This is a genomic window from Collimonas silvisoli, from assembly GCF_018305005.1.
GTDB classification, from domain to species: Bacteria; Pseudomonadota; Gammaproteobacteria; order Burkholderiales; family Burkholderiaceae_D; genus Collimonas; species Collimonas silvisoli.
Map to the genome: position 1 here is coordinate 16,536 of NZ_JAGQEG010000008.1, position 20,604 is coordinate 37,139.

A 20,604-nucleotide genomic window follows, 5' to 3' on the forward strand; every position below is an offset into this window, starting at 1 on the left:
ATACAAAAGTAAGCGATGCAACCAAGATATACCCTTCTCAATAGGCATGGTAGAAGCCATAATTGACTATCACTTATTCCAAAATGGAATGACATGGATCACATCAAAGCAATGCGCAGTTTCGTGCGGGCGGTTGAACTTGGCAGCCTGTCGGCGGTAGCGCGCGAGCAGCACAGCACGCAACCGACCGTCAGCAAAACCATCGCCGCGCTGGAACAGGGGCTCGGGGTGCGTTTGCTGGAACGCAGCACCACCAGCCTGACCGCCACCGAACAAGGCAAGCGCTTTTATGGACGCGCCAAACGGGTGCTGGAAGAATTCAACGAAGCAGTCAGCGATGCGCGCGGCTTGACCGAGAAACCGACCGGCCTGCTGCGCGTCAATGCCCCGCTCGGACTTGGCCAGTTGCGGCTCAACGCGCTGGTGCTGGAGTTCCTGGAGTCATATCCGGAAATTGAGGTGGAGCTGATCCTGAATGACCGCTTTGTCGATCTGGTGGAAGATGGCGTCGACGTGGCGCTGCGGCTTGCCGGCTCGCTGCCGCCGAATATGATCGCCCGCAAAATCGCCAATGCGCAACGGTATCTGGTGGCGGCGCCCGCCTATCTGGCGCGCCACCCGGAGATTCGGCGTCCTGAAGATCTGGCACAGCATCGCTATATCGGTTTCGCACGGCCGGCCAATGGTGAAGTGAGCCAGCTCAGCGGCCCCGGCGGCACGGTCGAAATTGCCACCCGCAGCCGTTATCAGGTTAACAGCTCACTGGCGATACGCGAGAGTTTCGTCATGGGCGCCGGCCTCGGCATATGCCCGTCCTGGCTGGTGCACGATCTGCTTGAATCAGGCCAGTTGCAGCGCATTCTTCCTGACTGGAGCGCGCCCGGACAAGAAGCCTCGCTGCTGTATCCCTCGCGCCGCTATCAATCCTTGCGCGCCACGATCTTCATGCAATTCATGACGGAGCGGCTTCCACAGTTGCCGGGTTTTGCCGCGCCAAGCTTTGGACGTTGACAAAATATTTTGGGTTCTTATTTTTTCGCGGTTGCCGTAGTTGCCGCAGCCGCCTTCTTGGCCTGATCGAATACCGGTCCCCACAGCGGATGGCCTTTTTCGCCAGGCGCCAGGTCAAAGTTGGCGTCGAGCTTCAGGGCTTTTTCAAATTGCTGTTTGCACAGCTTCTTCCGCGAAGTCACGCAATAGCTGAAGGCCATGTATTTCAAGGCTTCAGTCTGTAACGAAATATCAGCCGACCAGATTTCCGGGGCATTGGCGAGACGCTTGATCGCCGCGCTGTAACTGCCCTTGTTGTACAAGGAAATGCCATCGTTCAAGGCGGCTGGCGCCGCCGCCGGTTCAGCAGCGACGGCTGCCGCAACCGGGCTTGACGCGCGTGGCGCCGGAGCGGCGGTTACCGGCTTTTGTTTTTGTACTGGGCCGGGACTTTCGCAACCGCCAAGCATGACGGCTGCCGCCAGCATGGCAGCGCTGCCGGTACGGTAAAAAGAGGTGGTCATAACGCGTTCTTGGCTGAAATGGATTTAGTGGGATGAAAAATCGTAGTCGATATTACGCGATTTTTTCTGGTTGACGTCGATTTCAAAAACGCGATCCGGAAAACTCGGATTGACCACCTTGATCTGATGCTTGCCTTCCGCCAGAACCAGTTTTTTCAATGGCGGGCTGACGCCCTTCATGCTGCCGTCGACCAGCACCTTGCCCCAAGGCTTGATGGTCAACAAGACGACGCCGGTCGGGTCGACTGCCTTTGCATCACTGCCCTTGTCCTTGATATCGGCCGGCTTGGCTGTTGCTGCCGCCGTTGCATTGTTCCCGCCATCCTTGCTCTGCAGCTCCGCCAATCTGGCTTGCGCCGCTGCCGCATAGGGACTATTCGGGTATTTCTGCAAGAAAGCGCTGATCTGCTGCGGCGTCACGTTGTTCAGCTGTTTCAGGGTTTCCCAACTGATGGTTTCTTCATCAAGGATTTGCTCGGCCGAAGCCGCAGCTGCAGCAGAGGCAACTTTCTGTGCTGGTGTTGGCGCGAGCACCGCAGCTGCCGCTTTAGCCGGCGCCGTATGCGGGTGTACAGAGACCACCGTCGCTGTAGCCGCCGGCTGCTGCGCCGGCTTGAGCCATAGATAGGCGCCGAGCGCCAGCACTGCTGCCGCCGCGGCTATCGACCAGCCCGGGGCACGCAGCGGTTTGTCCAGAAAACTGGCCGGCTGGGCGACGGCCCTGTTGCCTGCGCGCTTGCCGCCGGCAGCTGCCAGCTTTTCACCCGGCCTTTCGCCCGGCTTGCCGCTGGCGGCGTGGGACGAGATGGGAGCCGCGACATCATTGTCCGGCATCGGCATCGGGACCGACAGTTCCAGATCCAGCAACTTGCGGAATTCTTCTATCGATTGCGGCCGGTCTTCCGGCCTGACCGCCAGCCCCTGGTCGATGGCGGCCAGGAATTCCTTGCTGAAGCCACTGTGCTGGCCATCCTGCAAGGGGACGATCGGATCCTTGATCATGCGCGCCACCGAGGTCGGCGGTGCGCTCTTGACGACGGCGAAATAAATCACCGCCGACAGCGAATAGATATCGGTCCACGGCCCCTGCTTCATCTGGGCGTCGTCGGCGTACTGCTCGATGGGCGCATATCCGGGCTTCAGAATCACCGTCAGCGAATGGGTCATGTCGCCGATAATCTGACGCGCTGCGCCGAAATCCAGCAATACCGCTTCGCCGCTTTTCTGGATCATGATGTTGTCGGGCGAGATATCGCGATGCAGGATCTGCACCCGGTACATGGCGTCGAGCGCTTCCAGCATCGGCTTCAACATGCTTTTCAGCCAGGCTTCGGTAATCTGGGCCGGCGAGTTCTGCACCACGCTTTTGAGCGTGCGGCCCTCGTAATAACGCATCGCCATATAGGCGGTATTGTTTTGTTCCCAGAACCGGTACACCTTGATCAGCGCCGGATGGTCGAATTGCGCCAGCAGGCGCGCTTCCTTGATAAAACTCTTGAGGCCTATGCTGAAGGTCTCCTGGTGCCGCTGCGAGCGCACCGCTACTTTCCTGTCCGGCCCGCGTCCGGCAAGCGTACCCGGCATGTATTCCTTGATGGCCACCATGCGCCGCAACGATCTGTCGAAAGCAAAGTAGACAATCCCAACACCGCCTTCGCCAATCACGCCTATGATTTCAAAATCGGCCAGGCGGGTACCCTTGGGCAAGCAGTTTTCGACAGCCGTTGCTGATATTTCGTGCTGATCAATCGGCTTGGCGTTTTGCATATTCAATTGGATTCGACGTTAGTCATATTGTTCTGGACAGCCGTCAATACTAACAGTTCGCCGACGCTCGCGGATCAGCGATAAAAATCGTGAATGCAGTACAGTTATCCAGCGGGATATTGGATGCGCTACCGTTCTTTTCTACGATGGCGTGCATCAGGTCCAGCCATTCTTGTGCCGAACCGGCTCGCGCCGCCGCCTGCTCCATCTCCGCTTCGTTGATCCATTCCCAGAAGCCGTCGCTGCAGATCAGGAAGGCGTCGCCGTCCTGTAACTGCGTCGCGCTCTGGGTCACCTCGGCCGGCGCACTACCTTCGACGCCAACCGCGGCAGTCAGGATGCTGCGGCGCGGATGCCGGCGTAATTGTTCGGCCGAGCAATGGCCGGCCTCGACGAATTGCTGGATCAGGCTGTGATCCTTGGTGACGCTGTGCAGTTTATTGCGACGGAAAAGATAGAGGCGGGTGTCGCCCATGTGCGCCCATAGCGCGCAACGGTTTTTTTGATCGACCAGCAATACCGCCACGGTCGAACTCATGTCTTTCAGGCGCGGAATCTGGGCTTGACGCCGGCTCAGCTGCGCCACCGCATGCTCGATATAAGATTGCAGCGCGCGCGGGCCGAAAGACGCCTCTTCCACGAACATTTCCATGATCGAATGGACCACGATATTCGAGGCGATCTCGCCGCCGTATTCGCCGCCGACACCGTCAGAGACAATCACGCAAGCCAGATCTTCCTGCAGCACGCTGCCCCAGGAATCCTGATTGACCTGCCGCCCACCGGCATGACTCAGCTGCGCCAGACTCAGGACAACCGAAATTGCTGTGTTGCTGTCGCTGAGCAGCGACGGCTCAGGCATGCTGCGTCTCTTTCCTCAGCTTCTCGACTTTTCTCTCGTAAGCTTGCAAGAATGCCTTGCCAAACAAGGTCTGGAAATCGTCTTGCGAGGATTCCGCGATAATCCGCTGGAAACGCTCATTATAAGCATCCCACAACTTCGCTTTGCGGGTCGACGGCAGCAATGCATCCAGCATGCCGCCTTTTTTTAAATGCCTCTCCATCACCTCGGGATTGAAACGCTGCAACGTCTCCTTCATAGTCGCGCGCATGCCGGAGACCACGCCCGCCTGGTGCGCCTGCAAATCCAGGTAAGCGTCCCGCATGGCTTCTGTGGCGCCCATGAAACCCGGCATTTTCTTGCGCAGCATCTGGATCAGCACGGTCTGGCTATCGGCAAAAAACTTCAGCGGATTATTGTTTCTGACCACCACCTTGGTCACATCCGCATGCGCTTCTTTCTTGACCAGCGCACGTGTCGCATTCAAATCTATCGTGCCTTGCACCGCCGTGGCTAATAACTTGCCGATGGTTTCCATCAATTCCGGCGTCAATTCCGACACCAGAGCCCCGTCAGGCAAACCCGCACCTTTGATGAAAGCCTGAACCAATGCCTCGCTGGATGCAGATGGTTCGGCAACCTTATTGCTGTCGTCGCCGGCGGCGACCGGCGCTGGCGCAGGATTTGCGGCTGCCTGCTGCCCCGTATTCACGGGGCGCACCGGTGTTGCCGGCGATTGCAATGTTGTCGGCAGGGCGGCATTGGCGGTTGCCGCCAATTCCAGGTTCAATTGCGCCAGCGCCGCCAAGCGGGTTTCGGATACGCTCAATAAGGGCTTGCCGCCATTTATCCGGCGCACAGGATTGGCCGATGCTTGGCCCGGCTGATTGGTCATGTCAGGGTTATCCTTCATTAGGTTGAGCTGCGCTTCGGCGCGTAGTAGATACAGGCCGATCTGGATTTCATCGCCTATCAGCAAATCGTGTTCACGTTCGGCTTCGATCTCATGGCCATTGAGCAAGATCGGATTGGCGCGGCTGAGGTTGGTAATGGTTTGACGGACACCGTCGCTTTTGATCGCCGCCTGGGTCCGCGATACAAGATTCCTGGGATCGGCCAGCACGAAATAATTCTCTTCGCTGCGGCCAAGCGTTTTCGGCTCACGGCCGAACACGGCCGACAAGGGCAGCTCGGGCGCCACATTATTGTAAGAAACAACACTAATTTTTATCATCGGATCGGTTTCCAGCTGCGCCTAATTTTGCGCAAATTATCCTAGAGCATTATTACATGCTTGACAGCAAGTTCCATGCCCAAGAATTGCCTGTTGGAATCGTTCCGATAAACCTGGAAAAGGTGTGAAAAAAGCGCAAAAAACCTTGTGATTTGCAGCTTATTTACAACTTTACAACCTGCAAAACTGCCCTCTCTTGTCATCCATGGTGACATTTTCTGTCAGCTGGAATCAGCTGAAAAACGGATCGGAGTGTTCCGTGTAAATCTGGAGATAAAGGGATAGAGCGGCGCTCTATCCCTCAAGCCGGGCGAATGCCGTTTAGGATTGGCGCAACATGGCCTTGATGCCGCGGATCGCCTGGCGGATCCGAGCTTCGTTTTCGATCAGCGCAAAGCGCACGTATTCATCGCCGTATTCGCCGAAACCGATGCCCGGCGAGACGCAAACCTTGGCCTTTTCCAGCAGCTGCTTGGAAAATTCCAGCGATCCCAGATGCCGATAGGCTTCCGGTATGCGCGCCCAGATATACATCGACGCCTTCGGGATATCCACCATCCAGCCGGCCTCGTGCAAACCCTTGGCCAGCACATCGCGCCGGCTCTGGTATTTTTTACAGATATCCGCGACGCATTGCTGATCGCCCTCCAGCGCCGCAATCGCCGCCACTTGCACCGGCGTGAAACTGCCATAGTCGTGATAGCTCTTGATGCGCGCCAGCGCCGCCACCAGTTCCTTGTTGCCGACCATGAAACCGATGCGCCAGCCGGCCATGTTGTAGCTCTTCGACAGGGTGAAAAACTCCACCGCCACATCGCGTGCGCCCGGCACTTGCATGATCGACGGCGCCTGCCAGCCGTCGAAGACAATATCCGCGTAGGCCAGATCGTGTACCACCAGGATGTTGTGTTCCTTCGCCAGCTTGACCACCCGCTCGAAAAATTCCAGCTCGACGCATTGCGCGGTTGGATTCGAGGGAAAACCCAGCACCATCATTTTCGGCTTCGGATAACTTTCCCGTATCGCCCGCTCCAGCTCGGCAAAGAAATCCACGCCAGGGCTCATGCGCACCGAACGGATGTCGGCGCCGGCAATCACCGCGCCGTAAATGTGGATCGGATAACTGGGATTCGGCACCAGCACCGTATCGCCGCGATCCAGCGTCGCCAGCATCAGATGCGCCAGCCCTTCCTTGGAACCGATGGTGACAATCGCCTCGGTATCCGGATTGAATTCGACGTCGTAGCGCTTCTTGTACCAATGGCTGATCGCGCGCCGCAGGCGCGGAATGCCCTTGGATGCCGAATAACCGTGGGTGTCGGGACGCTGCGCTACCTCGATCAGCTTGTCGACGATATGCGGCGGCGTAGCGCCGTCGGGATTGCCCATCGACATGTCGACAATATCTTCGCCACGGCGGCGCGCCGCCATTTTCAGTTCAGCGGTGATATTAAAAACGTAGGGGGGAAGACGATCGATGCGCGAAAATCTGCGCGGAGTTGGGGATTCAGACATGTTTTTCTTTCACGTTAGCGCCCGGAACCGTCCGAGCGACGTTGGAACAGGTTTTCCATTTGCGTGGAATGTTCCGCTGACGATTCTAGTGAACATCTGGCGATTCTGCAATGCCTGCCAGCGCCCCAATGCTAGGCCGGCATTGCAGCCAGCTTCGCACACTGGCTCCGCACACCGCTGAGAATGGCGTCAGACAGGTCTTCCGGAAAATCGGCAGGCAGCTGTGCGGCGACATCTGCCAGCACTGCTGCGGTCGCGCCGATCAATTCGGCGATGATTTCCTCTGCGCTGTCAGCCCCCAACCCAACCTGCCGCGCCTGTGCAACCCAGTGCCTGCGCTGGATCTGGCCGAGCAGGTAGATGTTGTTGCTGTTGCCGCGCACGGCCATCGCCAGTTTCGCCTTTTGCGGCGCGATCCGGTTGCGTCCGCTGCCCAGGATCGGATGCGCCGAGAGAATATCGTAGAGCGGAGTCGCGCAATAACGGCCGCCGGGCAGGTGCGCTATGCTGAAATTCTTGGCATGACCGTCAGTCGCCGCCAGCAGCCAAAAGATCAGCTGCGTTTTAAAGAAATTCCGCCGATCCCGTTCAGCCTGCTCCGAGCCCCGCAACACCTCCATGATGGCGGCAATGCCGGGGCCGCCGTCCGCCTGGTATTTGGCCAGCGGCCAGGTGCCGGTGGCCTGGCAGAAATCCTCCTGGGGAAGACGGACAATCCAGCTATCGTCACTCGCCAATTTACGATCGAAGCGTTGGACGATCAACACCTTTTGCTCTTCAAAGCGAGCTATATCGCAATGCGCCACCGCAAGACCGTAAGCGGCGACCAGTCTGGAACACAGCCATTCGTTTTCCACCGAGGTGCGCATGTCGGCCTGCATATTGCCTACCAGGCCTAAAGGAAGCTTGAAGATATGCGTCGTCGGCGTGCTGCCTTGCGGGCGCATCCACTGCCCGGCATGCCACAGCAGCGCGGTTTTTTCCTGAGCGCCGGCAATCGACAGGCGCAGATCGGCGTCATGAGCATGTTGCCCCAGCGCCCCGCCGGCTGTACTTTCGCGCAACTGCTGCGCTACCTGTGCGGTAGTCAGCGGCTGGCCTGTGAGCGAATACAGAGCACTTGGCTGTTCGTCCTCTGGAAGCAATTGCAAGGCGCCGACACAATCCCGCCCAAGTGCGGCCAAAAGATCGAACGGCGCCACGCCGGCTACCTGATAACGCTGCGCCAGACGGCGCCGGATGGCGTCGCTGTCCGGTAAAAGATTATCGAAGAAAGCGCTGACCAGTTGTCCCTTGTAGACCTGGTTTCCCGGCGTAAATGGCAGAGATAGGGAGAGCGGCCGCCCTTGTTCGTCGGCTATCCATTCATCAAAATAGCGCAGGCTCTCTTCCTGCGGAGTGCGCTGCCAGACACCGACAGAAATACCGTTCATCCAGACATGCAGCTGCTGTTTTTGCGAGCGGCGCCCCATGCTTACCAGCTTTCTTTTTTCTTAGCCGCAGCACGGGCCGATCCGGCTTTCCTGGCCGGCTCTTGCGCCGATTTTCCCTGGTTCAGTGCGCCCGAGCCGGCAGACACGTACGAAGCCGAAGATTGATGTGCCGCAAAATCCTGTTGCCCAGGCGTTGCTTCTCCACTCGCATAGGAGGCGCCCGATAAGGATGGCGTCTCGCCACTCAGCACCAGATCGACTCCCAATACCTGCAAAACCCTGAAAAGTCTTTCAACGCTGGCCGCAGCCGGATTGGCCTCCAGCTGCGCATAGCTTTGCTGCGTGATGCCCAGCTTGTCTGCCAATGCCGCCTGGGTCAGGCGATTGGTCTTACGGAACCCCTGGAGGATGAGGCGCAATTGACTAAGCGTCTTGATTGGATAATTCATTGCAATCTCCGTTGTTGCTCATTACCGATTTTACATACTATCTTTTGTAAATCAATAAAACAGTCTATTTAATGTATTTAAATAATACAACTCTTAGGCTGTAAAACATAAATACAATACATAACCTGTTATTTCGCACAACTTTGATGCTCCGGATCATCACCGGTTCAGTCCTGCACCAGCTATTTCTGTTCCTTGGCAGCTTGCTTGACTTTGATATTGCAATTCTCTTTCAAGAATTTCATGGCGCGCGCGTATTTGAGATCGTCATCGTCCACCAGGTATTCCTGCGCATCCGGCAAGAACTCGTCCTCCCACAAAGACAGCAAATTGTCCTTGATCTCGAACGGTGCAGAATTCCTGATGAAAGCCGCGACCGCCGTGCTATCGAAGCCATGCTGGCGAACCTGGCGGATCATGGCCCGCGCCTCGGTATCCGACACGGTGGTCTTGGGTTTTGCGCCCGTTGCAATACACATGAAAACAGTCAAACGCGAGTAGGGATCTTCCTTCCCCTTAGTAACCTCGTGCCATTCCTTCGACACCAGAGCGTCAAAACCGTCGACATCTTCCAGGCCGCCCTCTTGAACGAAGTAACGCAATTCGACAAGATTGAGCAAGGAATCGAGCGCCTCTGCAGGATCTGCCAGCGCATCATGCTTCTCGATTTCGCGCCGGACCTTACCTGCGACGTCGCGATATTCCGGCGGCACATCGTCCAGCAATTGCTTGGGAAATTTCAACTTCCCGTTGCCAGCGCTGTCGCTGCGCACCGTGGCGATCAATTTGGCAAAACCCAGCCGATTGGGAAACTCGTCAGCGCCGCCAAGACGCACCAGCAACGCGGTACGGATGACCGTTTCGGCTCCGGCAAAATCGAGCACGGCACGTTCCAACCCCATGTCGTCGGCAAACCAGAGCGCCGCAGCGATAACCGTTGCGGTTTCCTCGCGCGCCTTGCGCTCTTTCCGATAGGCGCTAAGGGAAAACGGCTTGGCCAGCGTGCGCTCATCCTGGAATTCCTTGAGGCCCTGGCCCTTGGTATCGCCGAAGACGGTGGAATCAGGCAGCGCATGCAGCGCCTTGAGCATCTCGTTGCCGCCGCGCGAATGCGACAGGAAAGTATTGTCGCGCAGGGATTCCGCCGCTTTTTGCAAATCGCCGTTGTACGTGTGTTCCAGGTAAAGGCTAATCAGATTGACGATGCGTTGCCGCGCATTTTCAAGATCGGTGTGGAGATGGCTGGTGCCGAAGAATGCGGCGACCTGCACCGTGCCTTTGGCGGCGTCGGCTATCATCGCACGGCATTTTTCCTGATCGAGGATACCGTTCTTGAGACCAAAACCAAGCGCCTTTTCGAAGAAAGGGCGCTTGTCGATGACGTCGATATTGCGCTGCATATCGGACATGGAGGACATGGAGGACATGGGATGCGTGGGTTTCTGGAACAGTTAAAACAGATAAACAGATAACAGATAAGGTTGACGCTTAGAGCGCCGACTCTTCGCCAGGATCGGCGGCGGCGACGGCTGCCGGCGCAGCAACAGCCGCAGCCACAGGGCGTTCTTGCGATTCCAGCATTTTCTGCTCCGCCAGCTCCAGCTCTGCCTCGCGCCGCAAGCGTTCCTTCATGCGTTTTTTCAGCACCGGCCAGATCTGCTCGAACATATCGGCGTGCTCATGCTTGAGCAGCCAGGTCAGCTCTTTCCAGTCGCGATCGCTGATTTCCGATTTGTCGACTTCATCGCCTTCTTCCGTGCGGTTGACGTTGAAAGTGTCATACGTGACGAAATGCACCACCTCTTCGTCGCGGTCCGACAGATAGTCGATCAGCGCTTCGCAGCCGCCGTCGACCTCGCCGATCGCCTCGATGAATTCGCCGGTCTGGGTATCGTCGCGGAACAGCACCGCATTCACCATGCCGCGCAGGCGCACATGGCTATGGTCGCCGTACAGCCTTTCCATGACCACCGCCCGCGCGAACTGCTCCGGCGTCACCAGCAAATTGACCACCGATTCTTTCGATGTATCGTATTCGCGTATCACGGCCAGCAGATCTTTCGGCGGCAACGTATCGAGCGCCGCCACCAGCGCGTAATCGCCCTCGGTCTCAGCCAGGCTGACCAAGGCGAATTCGGCGCCGGCGATGTCGCCGTTGCGGATCAGGTTTGCTGCTTTTACTACGAGCGCGTTTGTCATGGAATCACTATGTCAAAAATGGTTTAATTTAGCCCAGGCGTTCGAAGCCTTGCTCAGCGAGCCAGTCGGCGCCTTCGACTTCGAGGTCGCGGTCGTCTTCGTCGTCATCGCTCTCCACCTCGTCCACGGCATCGTCCGACTCGCCATGCGCAGACTGATAGGCGCCCTGATAATTGCCGTTGCTCTTCTCGTGCATGTATTCAAGGCAAATCGTGGTGATCAAAAACCGCTCGCCGCCCGGCTCCTGCAAAGCAACGTCCGCCAGCTTTTGCGCCCACGCCTCGAACTGCACGGCATCGGCAACCTCGGCCCAGGATGGAAAGTCGTCCGGTTCTTCGGACAACAACATGGTCAGCGCCTGCGGATTGATGAAATCGATACCGCCGTGAAAAGCCACCGCCACCATTTCCGGCGCAATTTCTATCATCGGCATCATCGGCGCAAACTGCGCGCGCTTGCTTTTCAGGCGCGAGGTCAGGATATCGTTGCCCTCGGAATCGCTTTGCAGGTCTTCCAGTTCAGCCTGGTAAGCCTTGGTCAGATCCTCGAAAAAAGAAGAAAGCATCATTGCAAAACCTTGTTCATATAAGTGGTCCAGATTTGTTGGGCGGTTTCCAGCGGGTTTTCCAGCAGGCTGCGGCGCCGGTTTTCGTCGTATTCCTGGCGTTTCACGGTATCCGACAACAGGTCATAGGCTTCCTGCACTTCGCGGAAGCGGGAAGGCGCATCGGGCGCTGTATTTCTGTCGGGGTGAAACTCTGAGGCTTTCTTGCGATAGGCGTTTTTCAGAGCGGCTATCGATGCATCACTGTCTATGCCGAGAACGGCGTAATAATCCTTCATGCGTCCTCACACGTTGGCGGTTATCGTTGACCGTCGGCGACCGTCGTCTTGTTACTGATGGAATACTTGCAGAGTAAGTCTTTGTTGCCGAACGCAAACAAACACTTTAGAAGAGACCGTGGAGGATACACGAGCGGCGACAGGAAGTCGATGGCGTGGAGGGAATAAGTGGCTGCAAACAAGGCATTTGTCAAGGAATTCGCAAAAATGGCGATCGCGCTCCACCTCATCATCGATTCAGCAACATCTCCGCCAAACCATCCAGCTCCATCTTGCGCTGCTCCCAATCCGGCAAAACCCGCAGCAACAGCCGGTAATACTGCGGGCTATGGTTGTGCTCCTTGAGGTGGCAAAGCTCATGGAAAATCACGTAATCGATGCAATGCCGAGGCGCTTTCACCAATTGCGGGTTCAGCACCAGTTCACCCTGGGGCGAGCAACTGCCCCATTGGGTACGCATGCTGCGCAAACGAAACGACGGCAAGGCCGGATGCAATTGCTTGAGCCAACGCAGGCCGCCGGCGCATTCCAGCAGACGGCGGCCAAACACCTCTTCTGCGCGTTGCCGGTACCACCCATCCAGCAGCCCACGCACTTGCCCGGCTTCCTTCGAGTGGGTGACGATCTCCAGCCGTCCGCCCAACAGTTTGACGCTCTGCGGCGCACTCTGGTCAAGCAGCACTTTGAGTTGATAACGCTTGCCCAGATAAAAATGGGTTTCGCCGCTGACATACTCACGCGGCAGCACATGCCTGGTGCGGCTGCGTTGCTCCAGCAAACGTTGCCAAATCCAACGGGCGCGCAGACGCACCGCTGCGATCACCTCGCTGGCCGTGGCCTCTTGCGGCGCATCCACCTGCACCGCGCCGTTCGGATCGACATGAATGGCGATCCGCCTGGCCGGCGTTGGCAAAAAGCGGATGTCGAAGACGATTCGCTCCTCGCCGTAGTCGATAAAGCGCTGCATGCTCAGAAATTCCCGCGCGCCAGTCCGATGCGCGTGATCTGGATCACCTGCTCCAGCACGGCATTGGTTTTTTCCAGGCCCATTACGGCGAACAATGTCGGCAACAGCGCTTTGCGAATCGCCGCTTCAACGTTCTGCGGATTCAAGGAATGCTCAGCCACGGCCGTGCGCACCGCCCGGTCAATATGCAAAGCCAGCTCCGTGTACTGGCGGGTGACGGCTGTGGCCGTTTCATCGGCGGAAGAAAAATCGCTGTCGCCCAGAATCAATTTGAAGATACCGAAATAGGCACAGGCATGATGGTTATCGCCAAAGACCTCAGGCACGCCATCTACCTCGCGCTTCTCGACCGCATCCTCGAATTTCTTCAGCAAGGCATATTGTTTCAAGGGGTGCTCAAACAGCGCCTCGGCCTCGGCAATCGCCTGTTTCAACAGATCGCCGAAGACTTTCTGCGCGTACGGATCGTCGGCCAGATCCTGCTCGATGGTCTTGCGCAGGCGGGTGCGAATGATATCGCTCTCGTTGCGCGTCTTTTCTTCGCTCCAGCGCTCAGGGTCTTCACCCAGCTTATGCACCAGGTACACACCCTGCGGCTCCCGCACCTCGCTACCGATGACCTGCTTGTCCACCAAACGCCGGATCTGTTCTTCATAGACGCTGTAATCCACCGTTTCCAACGCATCGCGCCGGGCCGACTGGCGCAACTCGGTAAAGAAACGCAGATCGCGCTTGTAGATCTCGACATCTTCTTCAGAAAAATCATTGTCCTCGAAGAAGGTGCGCGACGATAACGCCGTCTGCAGACACAGGCCGAAAGCAGTCAAAGCTTCATAAAAATCCTCGCGCAGCTTTTGCCGCGTATCGACACTTTCGCCCTGCTCATCCTCGACATACTTCGGTATCAGCACCTGGCGGAACTGCTCCATATCGCCGCGATTGCTGACGTTCTTGAATATCTCCCACAACGCTTGATGCAGCGTCGGCAAACGCTTGTATTCGGTGCTGAACTGGCGGTACAAACCCTCGATATCTTCCAGCGCATAACCGCCCTGGGTCTGCGTCTCCAACTCCTGATAGGCGCGGATCGCGGTATCCAGCTCTTTCAAGATGCCGCGATAATCGACCAGCAGCCCATAGCGCTTGGCCTCATGTAAACGGTTGACCCGCGCAATCGCCTGAATCAGGCTGTGTTCCTTCAGAGGCTTGTCGATGTACAGCACGGTATTGGCAGGCTCGTCAAAGCCTGTCAGCAAACGATCCACCACGATCAGCAAATCGGGATCGCCCTCGGTCGAAAAATTCTCCAGCACGCGCCGCTCATAAGCGTCCTGTGCATCCTGACCATGGCCGATATTTTCCTTCCACCACTGCTGCACTTCCGGCAGCGTGCTTTCATCGACGGCGATATTGCCTTCGCGCGTATCCGGCGCGGAAATAATCACCGCGCTACTCACCAGCCCGGTCAGGTCCAACGCCTTCTTGTAACGGATCGCGTCCTGTTTGCTGGCGGTGGCGATTTGCCCCTTCAATTCCGGGAACACCTTCTTGATGTTCTCGCTGAAGTGCACCGCGATATCCCAGGCAATCAAATCGATCCGATTCGCCGCGCTATAAATCGCGCCCTTGGTGGCGAACTTGCGCTTCAAATCCGCCTTCTGCTGATCCGACAAACCCAGTGTGATCTTGTCGAACCAGCGATTGACTGCCGCCTGGTTCACGTCCAGCTCGGGGACGCGTTCTTCGTACAGTAAAGGCGCCACGGTTTCATCATCCACCGCGCGCTGCATCGTGTAGGCATGGACGATGGGGCCGAATTTGTTGGCCGTCTTTTCATCCTTCAGCAACGGCGTACCGGTGAAAGCCACATAAGCTGCACGCGGCAAGGCGCGGCGCATGCGCTCGTGGGTTTCGCCGCCGTGGCTGCGATGGCCTTCATCGACCAGCACGATCAGATTATGCGAAGGGTTAAAACATTCCGGCAGTTTAGACGCCGTATTGAACTTGTGGATCAGCGTAAAGATAATGCGTTCAGTGCCGGAGCCGATACGCCGCGCCAGATCGCGGCCCGAGCTGACCTTGGATTTCTCGCCTTCCTTCTTGGTCGCGATCATCGAACCGAAAGCGCCGCTGCTCATGAAGTTTTTCGATAGCTGATCTTCCAGATCGAGCCGGTCAGTCACCACGATCACACGGCAATCCTTCAGGCTGTCGTGCAGAATCAGCGCCTTGGTCAAGAACACCATGGTGAACGATTTACCGGAGCCGGTGGTGTGCCAGATCACGCCGCCCTCGCGCCCGCCATCCGGGCGGCGCAGGCTGACGCGATCGAGCAGGGCGCGGATGCCGAAGAATTGCTGATGGCGCGCCACCAGCTTGCCGACCTTGCGGTCGAACAATACAAAGTAACGCACAAATTCCAGCAAGCGCGCAGGCGTCAGCAGACTGATCAACAGCCTATCCTGTTCGGTCGGCAACATCGGGCCGGACCACAAGCGCTTGAAATAGGTCCGCAACTCGGCCGATTTTTCAGCCAGCAACGCAGACTGCACCGAGCCATTCAAGGGCGTGTTCTTCACGTTGTTGAAATGCGCCCCGTCGAATTCCTCATCCTTCCAGTGCGCCCAAAACTTGGCGGCGGTGTGCACCGTGCCGTAACGGCCGTCTGTTTGGCTGATTGCCAGCAGTAGCTGTGCGTAGGCGAACAACAACGGTATCTCATCCACCCGTTGATTGCGCAACTGCTGGCTGATGCCCTCCGTAATCATCGACGCATTCAAGTTGCCCGAATCCGGCCGCTTGGCCTCGATCACCACCATCGGAATGCCGTTGATGAAACACACGATATCCGGCCTGCGCGTATGCGTGCCCTGTGCCGACAACACCTCAACCTCGTCCGCTGCCTCGAAGCGATTCGCTTTCAGATTTTGCCAATCGATGATGGCAATCGTCGGTTGATGCTTTTTACCGTCGGCCATGAATTCGGTGACGGTGATCCCCAAGGCTAATTTGTTGTACAGGCGCTCATTCGCCGCCGGCAAACCGTCTTGCAAACCCGCAGCAGACAACTCGCGCACGATCTGGTCAATCGCGTTCGCCGAGAGCGGATGCATCTCGCCCTTGTATTCGAAACGGCGGCTTTGCAGCACCTCAATCAGCGTCGACTTCAACAGAACTTCGCGGTTACTACCGCGCTTTGCAAGACTCACCGCAGGCGACAGATAGGTCCAGCCCAGCGTGCACAGCAGGTGCAAGGCTGGGATGTGGGCACTGAATTGTTCTTTGGTTTGCGGGATGTCGTTAGGCATGGACTGGTTCGCGTCAGGCCGCGGCCATATCGGGTTGATCGCTTTTTACGCGGCGCTTTCCGGCGAGGAGTTGTTGCATCAGCGCTTGCTTCTGTCTAATAAGAAGATCGCGCTGTTGTATCTCTGCCTGGATTCTTTCATCGGCTGTATCGAGAATTTTTGCGATGGTCAACTGCTGTTCCAGCGGCGGGCATCTAACCAAAAGACGCTCAACATCGCTGGAATTAATGGAAGGATAACTGGAGCCGATCACGATGGCGTTGATCTGATCCTGGATATGCCTGGAAAACAAATAGTGAAACAAATAATCCGATGACGTTCCCGACTTTGCCGTCAGCACCGCGAAGCCGGTCGAGGCGATGCAATCGGCATGGGCGCGGGTTACTCGTGCGAACCCTTGCAGATTCGGACGCACGGTAGACATCAATAAATCGCCGGGGCGTACCACGCGACGCGCGCGAGAAGGCGCCTCTGACAAACGATAGGTTGCCAAGCTCTGACTCACATGATGCTCGTTTACGTCCGACAGGGTGATGTAGCGGAACTGAAAATCAGCCGGTGTGGTTTTGCCTAGTGACTCGGCGTCAATATCAGCCAAATCGCCGAGCGCCATGTAATGCCATTCTCCCGCCGCCAGGTGGAAAGACTCGTATTTTGAAAAAAATCGATCCATCAATGCCGTCTTATGTGCAGCGCTGTTCTCAATTAATTTCTCTATCGTTTCAACAGCCTGATCCCAAGCTTCCAACATTTCCGCAATCTTCGACTGTTCGGCAATGCTAGGAACATTGACCGGAATGCGAGCAAAGTCTTGTGCGTACAGCCTCAGCCTATCTTCTGTCAGACCATGTGAATAAGCCCAAAACAGATAGAGCATCCGTTTAGTTTTAAAAAGCTGCGAAGCAAAAGCAGGATCTACAGTCGGTTTTTGCTTCAGCACCACATACGCTGGGCTAACCAACCCCTCTTTCTCTGCAAGACCAAATGCGCCCTGCCACATCCGCATCATGTTGTAGGCAATGTCATTTGGCTTGACCAGCAAATGCTCGTCGGCAGTCAGCGTTGTTTCCTGTTTGCGCTCAAGATCATCACGATTAACCAGCCCGTTATTCAGCGTGACAGATAGAGTTGGCAGCCCCTCGCGGCCCTTTTCACGACGGCTGGAAAAAAGATCGCCGAGGTGGCAATTACCGTCATAACTCATTGCGCTTCCTCTCTTTGAACCTGTAAGTAACTCTTACAGGTTGCCCCTGCTTTTGATATACAACCGCTCTTGTCGTCAGCGACAGGTATCAAGTTTTCCTTTACAACTGCCGCGACTTGCAATTTCCACGTCGTTTGAACAGTCAAGCATTCCTTGACTGTTGCCTGCTGCAGAAAAAAGTTTTTGGCCTGAACTATTAAATCTTCCTTAATAGTTGTTCCGCCAGTCAATTTTCCCATGGCGCACTGATAGAACCGTGCCGCAAAGGGCGGGCTAGCTATCATCTTGTTCATTCTTTTTCTTTCCATCGATTTTTTTCTGCTGGCGCTCTATCTGCTGAATGCTTTTGTCCGGCGCCGGCAGATTTTCCGGCATGGTGCCGCCGAGCTCTTTGATGGTCTGGCGTACTTTCTTGCCAACTTCGAGGTGAGTGTGGTTGGCGGCGGTTTTGCCGTGCACACCTTCGCGACGCAGCTTTTCTTCGGCTTGCGTTGCGCGGAACAGGTTGGCGGCCAGTTCCGTGCTACCCATGTGATCAAGAATTTTCTGGCTTTTTTTCAAATCCTTGTTACGGTGAATTTCTTTCGCGCCCAGACCGCCGTAGAGGCCTTTGTATCCATGATCCTGAAATACGGCATAGTCTATCGGCGTCTTGACGCCGGCCTGCTTGGCTGCTGCGGCAAGGTCTTTGTTGTGACGGGCAAGCTCATTGCGCAACATGAGGCGGCGTTCATCTTCCTTGAGTTGTGCGAAGGAGGTCTCATCTTGCAGCTCTTGACGTCGGCTTTGCAAGGCGAAGTAAGTTTGGCCGTTAGCAATGACTGGCTTGGCCGGATTGCCGTTCTGAACGATCAGGTAGCAGGCGTAACGCGTCAGCTTAATATCCTCGATCGCACGTTGAGCCCGAGAGCCGATTTGGACCATTTCGGTGACGTCACCGAAATGGTCTGAAACCGGATGGTTTGAGAGCGCGCAGGCCTGCTTGGCTTTGTCGATGACACGCAGAAAATTTCGGTAATCCCGATAATCCAGCAATGGCGCTAGATCACGGGCAAACCAGAATTCATTGCCGTCATTGTCTTCTCGGCGAATGCTTTCGAAAGTTTGGTTCGATGTCGAAAGATCTTTATCAGTCATAACCCAACTCCTTAAGATAACCCGCCATCTTTACTTCCAGCAGCGCCAGCTCAGTCTTGAGTATTTCGCGTTCTGCACGCACAGCCTTCATGTCGATTTCTGCTTCTTCCTCGAAGGTATCGACGTAGCGCGGAATATTGAGGTTGTAATCGTTCTCCGCAATCTCGGCGACGCTGGCTAGGTAGGCGTATTTACCCACGCTTTTACGCTGGCGAGCGGTAGTGAGGATGCGTTGCAAATCCTGGTCGCGCAATACGTTCTGGTTCTTGCTATCCAAAAATTCGCGGCTGGCGTCGATGAACAAGACCTTATCGTCTTGCTTCTTCTTACGGAACACCAGTACGGCGGCAGGAATTCCAGTACCGTAAAACAATTTTTCCGGCAGGCCGATGACAATATCGAGCAGGTTTTCGTCAATCAGTTGTTTGCGAATGACGCCTTCCGCCGCGCCACGGAACAGCACGCCGTGCGGCACCACCACGGCCATGCGGCCTGAGCCGGGTTTCATGGTTTCTATCATGTGCAAGACAAAGGCGTAGTCGCCCTTGGTCTTTGGCGGCAGGCCGCGCTGGAAGCGCAGGAATTTGTCGTCTTGCGCACCGTCGTGCCCCCATTTTTCCAGCGAGAACGGTGGATTGGCGACGACGATGTCGAAATGCTTGAGCCGCGCATCGCCATCCAGCAGCTTGGGGTTGCGGATGGTGTCGCCCCATTCGATGCGGTGGTTATCCTCGCCATGCAGGAACATATTCATCTTGGCCAGCGCCCAGGTGCTGCCGATAGCTTCCTGTCCGTACAGCGCGTATTTGCGCGAGCCGTTGCGCTGGCGGATCAACTGGCCGCAGTTCATCAGGAGCGAACCGGAGCCGCAAGTGGGGTCGCAAATGTCGTCGCCTTCTTGCGGATCGACCAGCAGCGCCATCAGTTGCGAGACTTCGGGCGGTGTGTAGAACTCGCCGGCTTTTTTGCCGCTGGTGGAGGCGAAATTCTTGATCAGAAATTCGTAGGCGTTGCCGATCACGTCCAATGTGCCGATACGGCTCGGGCGCAAATTGAGTGCCGGCTTGGCAAAGTCTTCCAGCAGGTGGCGCAGGATGTCGTTCTTTTGCGCTTCGTCGCCTAGCTTGGTGGAGTTGAAGGTGATGTCCTGGAACACATCGCGCAACTTCTGGATATTGGTTTCTTCTATGGCGTGCAGGGCCTTGTCGATGCGCTCGCCGTTGCCGGGTTCATGGCGCTTGGTGTGCAAGTCATAGAAATTGGCGGCGGGCGGCAGCACGAAACGCTCGTTCTTAAGCAGCTCGGCGATCAGTTCCGGATGGTCGCCGTGTTTTTTCTTGTAGCTGTCGTAATGGTCTTGCCAGACGTCTGAAATATATTTCAAGAACAGCATCGTCAGCACGTAGTCCTTGTAGATGCTGGCGTCGACAGTGCCGCGAAAGGTGTCGCAGGCTTCCCAGACGGCGCGGTTGATGACGTCTTGTTCGATTGGGGCGTGCTTGCTCACACTGTTGCTTGCATTGTTGTTCACGCTGTTATTTACCTTATCGATTTCATTCATGGGCTTGATCTGATGAGTGTTGCTCGGCCAGCAATTGCAGGGACAAAGCCTGTATTTGCTGCTGGCGATTGTGGATAAGGCTTTCCAGGTGCTGGCGCTCTTGCCGCACCGCTTGATCCAGCCGGATCAGCGCATGCTGTTGCGCCATGGCCGGCACAGCGATGGGCAGCGCTTCCAGCACGCCACGGCGGATGCTGAGCTGATCGGTGCCTTCGGCATTTTTGCCGAAGTAGCGCTGGGCCGGCAGCTGGTTGATCTGCCAGGCGAGGAATTCGGGCAGCAGTTGCTTGCTGTCATGCACGCGGATCAGGAAGAAGTATTGCGAGCAGACTGCCGGGGCGGGAACCTGGCCCAGACAGACGGCAAAATTGCGCGCGCCCTTGGCGACAAAAAGAATATCGCCCGGCTGCAGCCAATCCGGTTGTTTGCGGCCTTGCAGCCGAGTGCGCATCACCGTGCTCCAGTCGACGCCGGCGGCGATGCTGATGTCGCGCATCTGGATTGCCAACGCCGGGCCGTCAGCCACTTCCGGCACGCTGCCGCGAAAGGGATGCCCGACTAGAACTTCGGCAAACGTAAGTAATTCACCTAACATTGTGCACCAATCAATTTGATGCAGCAATTTTCCTTGT

19 protein-coding genes are annotated in these 20,604 nt (G+C 56.5%); 1 reads left to right on the top strand and 18 read right to left on the bottom strand.

What is annotated here, in order from left to right; genetic code table 11:
- The first annotated feature begins 93 nt into the window (after nt 1–93).
- Nucleotides 94–1,011: a LysR family transcriptional regulator gene (locus tag KHU33_RS03205; protein WP_211461068.1), complete on the top strand. Its 918-nt coding sequence runs from the start codon at nt 94–96 to the stop codon at nt 1,009–1,011.
- Nucleotides 1,012–1,028: 17 nt separating this feature from the next.
- Here KHU33_RS03205 and KHU33_RS03210 read toward each other — a convergent pair whose 3' ends face one another.
- The 18 genes from KHU33_RS03210 to KHU33_RS03295 all read right to left on the bottom strand — a co-directional run bounded on the left by KHU33_RS03210 (nt 1,029) and on the right by KHU33_RS03295 (nt 20,567).
- A complete protein-coding gene (locus KHU33_RS03210) occupies nt 1,029–1,514 on the bottom strand; it encodes a TssQ family T6SS-associated lipoprotein (protein ID WP_211461069.1) in 486 nt (161 codons plus the stop codon).
- Between the two features lie 24 nt (nt 1,515–1,538).
- Nucleotides 1,539–3,281 (bottom strand): serine/threonine protein kinase, encoded by a 1,743-nt coding sequence (locus KHU33_RS03215; protein ID WP_211461131.1) that lies wholly within the window; start codon nt 3,279–3,281, stop codon nt 1,539–1,541.
- A gap of 49 nt (nt 3,282–3,330) precedes the next feature.
- Complete coding sequence (locus KHU33_RS03220; RefSeq protein WP_211461070.1) at nt 3,331–4,143, bottom strand: PP2C family protein-serine/threonine phosphatase; 813 nt, start codon at nt 4,141–4,143, stop codon at nt 3,331–3,333.
- The gene (gene tagH, locus KHU33_RS03225) at nt 4,136–5,356 is read right to left on the bottom strand and encodes a type VI secretion system-associated FHA domain protein TagH (RefSeq protein WP_211461071.1); all 1,221 of its coding nucleotides are present in this window, start codon (nt 5,354–5,356) and stop codon (nt 4,136–4,138) included. Before tagH ends, KHU33_RS03220 begins: the two co-directional genes overlap by 8 nt.
- A gap of 321 nt (nt 5,357–5,677) precedes the next feature.
- Nucleotides 5,678–6,871 (bottom strand): alanine transaminase, encoded by a 1,194-nt coding sequence (gene alaC, locus KHU33_RS03230; protein ID WP_211461072.1) that lies wholly within the window; start codon nt 6,869–6,871, stop codon nt 5,678–5,680.
- A 131-nt stretch (nt 6,872–7,002) separates the two neighbouring features.
- The gene (locus KHU33_RS03235) at nt 7,003–8,343 is read right to left on the bottom strand and encodes a type II toxin-antitoxin system HipA family toxin (RefSeq protein ID WP_211461073.1); all 1,341 of its coding nucleotides are present in this window, start codon (nt 8,341–8,343) and stop codon (nt 7,003–7,005) included.
- Between the two features lie 2 nt (nt 8,344–8,345).
- Nucleotides 8,346–8,753 (bottom strand): helix-turn-helix transcriptional regulator, encoded by a 408-nt coding sequence (locus KHU33_RS03240; protein ID WP_211461074.1) that lies wholly within the window; start codon nt 8,751–8,753, stop codon nt 8,346–8,348.
- A 182-nt stretch (nt 8,754–8,935) separates the two neighbouring features.
- Nucleotides 8,936–10,180: a hypothetical protein gene (locus tag KHU33_RS03245; protein ID WP_230414025.1), complete on the bottom strand. Its 1,245-nt coding sequence runs from the start codon at nt 10,178–10,180 to the stop codon at nt 8,936–8,938.
- A gap of 61 nt (nt 10,181–10,241) precedes the next feature.
- Complete coding sequence (locus KHU33_RS03250) at nt 10,242–10,952, bottom strand: hypothetical protein (RefSeq protein WP_211461075.1); 711 nt, start codon at nt 10,950–10,952, stop codon at nt 10,242–10,244.
- Between the two features lie 28 nt (nt 10,953–10,980).
- Nucleotides 10,981–11,520: a hypothetical protein gene (locus KHU33_RS03255; protein ID WP_211461076.1), complete on the bottom strand. Its 540-nt coding sequence runs from the start codon at nt 11,518–11,520 to the stop codon at nt 10,981–10,983.
- Nucleotides 11,517–11,795 carry a DnaJ domain-containing protein gene (locus KHU33_RS03260; RefSeq protein WP_211461077.1) on the bottom strand — a complete coding sequence of 93 codons (279 nt, stop codon included), beginning with the start codon at nt 11,793–11,795 and terminating at the stop codon, nt 11,517–11,519. Before KHU33_RS03260 ends, KHU33_RS03255 begins: the two co-directional genes overlap by 4 nt.
- Before the next feature lie 229 nt (nt 11,796–12,024).
- A complete protein-coding gene (locus KHU33_RS03265) occupies nt 12,025–12,762 on the bottom strand; it encodes a M48 family metallopeptidase (RefSeq protein ID WP_211461078.1) in 738 nt (245 codons plus the stop codon).
- 2 nt (nt 12,763–12,764) lie between these two features.
- A complete protein-coding gene (locus KHU33_RS03270; RefSeq protein ID WP_211461079.1) occupies nt 12,765–16,070 on the bottom strand; it encodes a type I restriction endonuclease subunit R in 3,306 nt (1,101 codons plus the stop codon).
- Nucleotides 16,071–16,083: 13 nt separating this feature from the next.
- Nucleotides 16,084–17,274 (bottom strand): restriction endonuclease subunit S, encoded by a 1,191-nt coding sequence (locus tag KHU33_RS03275; RefSeq protein ID WP_211461080.1) that lies wholly within the window; start codon nt 17,272–17,274, stop codon nt 16,084–16,086.
- Nucleotides 17,271–17,567 carry a hypothetical protein gene (locus KHU33_RS03280; protein ID WP_211461081.1) on the bottom strand — a complete coding sequence of 99 codons (297 nt, stop codon included), beginning with the start codon at nt 17,565–17,567 and terminating at the stop codon, nt 17,271–17,273. Before KHU33_RS03280 ends, KHU33_RS03275 begins: the two co-directional genes overlap by 4 nt.
- Nucleotides 17,548–18,411 carry a DNA damage-inducible protein D gene (gene dinD, locus KHU33_RS03285; protein WP_211461082.1) on the bottom strand — a complete coding sequence of 288 codons (864 nt, stop codon included), beginning with the start codon at nt 18,409–18,411 and terminating at the stop codon, nt 17,548–17,550. The genes KHU33_RS03280 and dinD overlap by 20 nt, the downstream gene beginning before the upstream one ends.
- Nucleotides 18,404–19,972 carry a type I restriction-modification system subunit M gene (locus tag KHU33_RS03290; protein ID WP_211461083.1) on the bottom strand — a complete coding sequence of 523 codons (1,569 nt, stop codon included), beginning with the start codon at nt 19,970–19,972 and terminating at the stop codon, nt 18,404–18,406. The genes dinD and KHU33_RS03290 overlap by 8 nt, the downstream gene beginning before the upstream one ends.
- Nucleotides 19,965–20,567: a restriction endonuclease subunit S domain-containing protein gene (locus KHU33_RS03295; RefSeq protein WP_211461084.1), complete on the bottom strand. Its 603-nt coding sequence runs from the start codon at nt 20,565–20,567 to the stop codon at nt 19,965–19,967. Before KHU33_RS03295 ends, KHU33_RS03290 begins: the two co-directional genes overlap by 8 nt.
- Nucleotides 20,568–20,604: the final 37 nt, after the last annotated feature.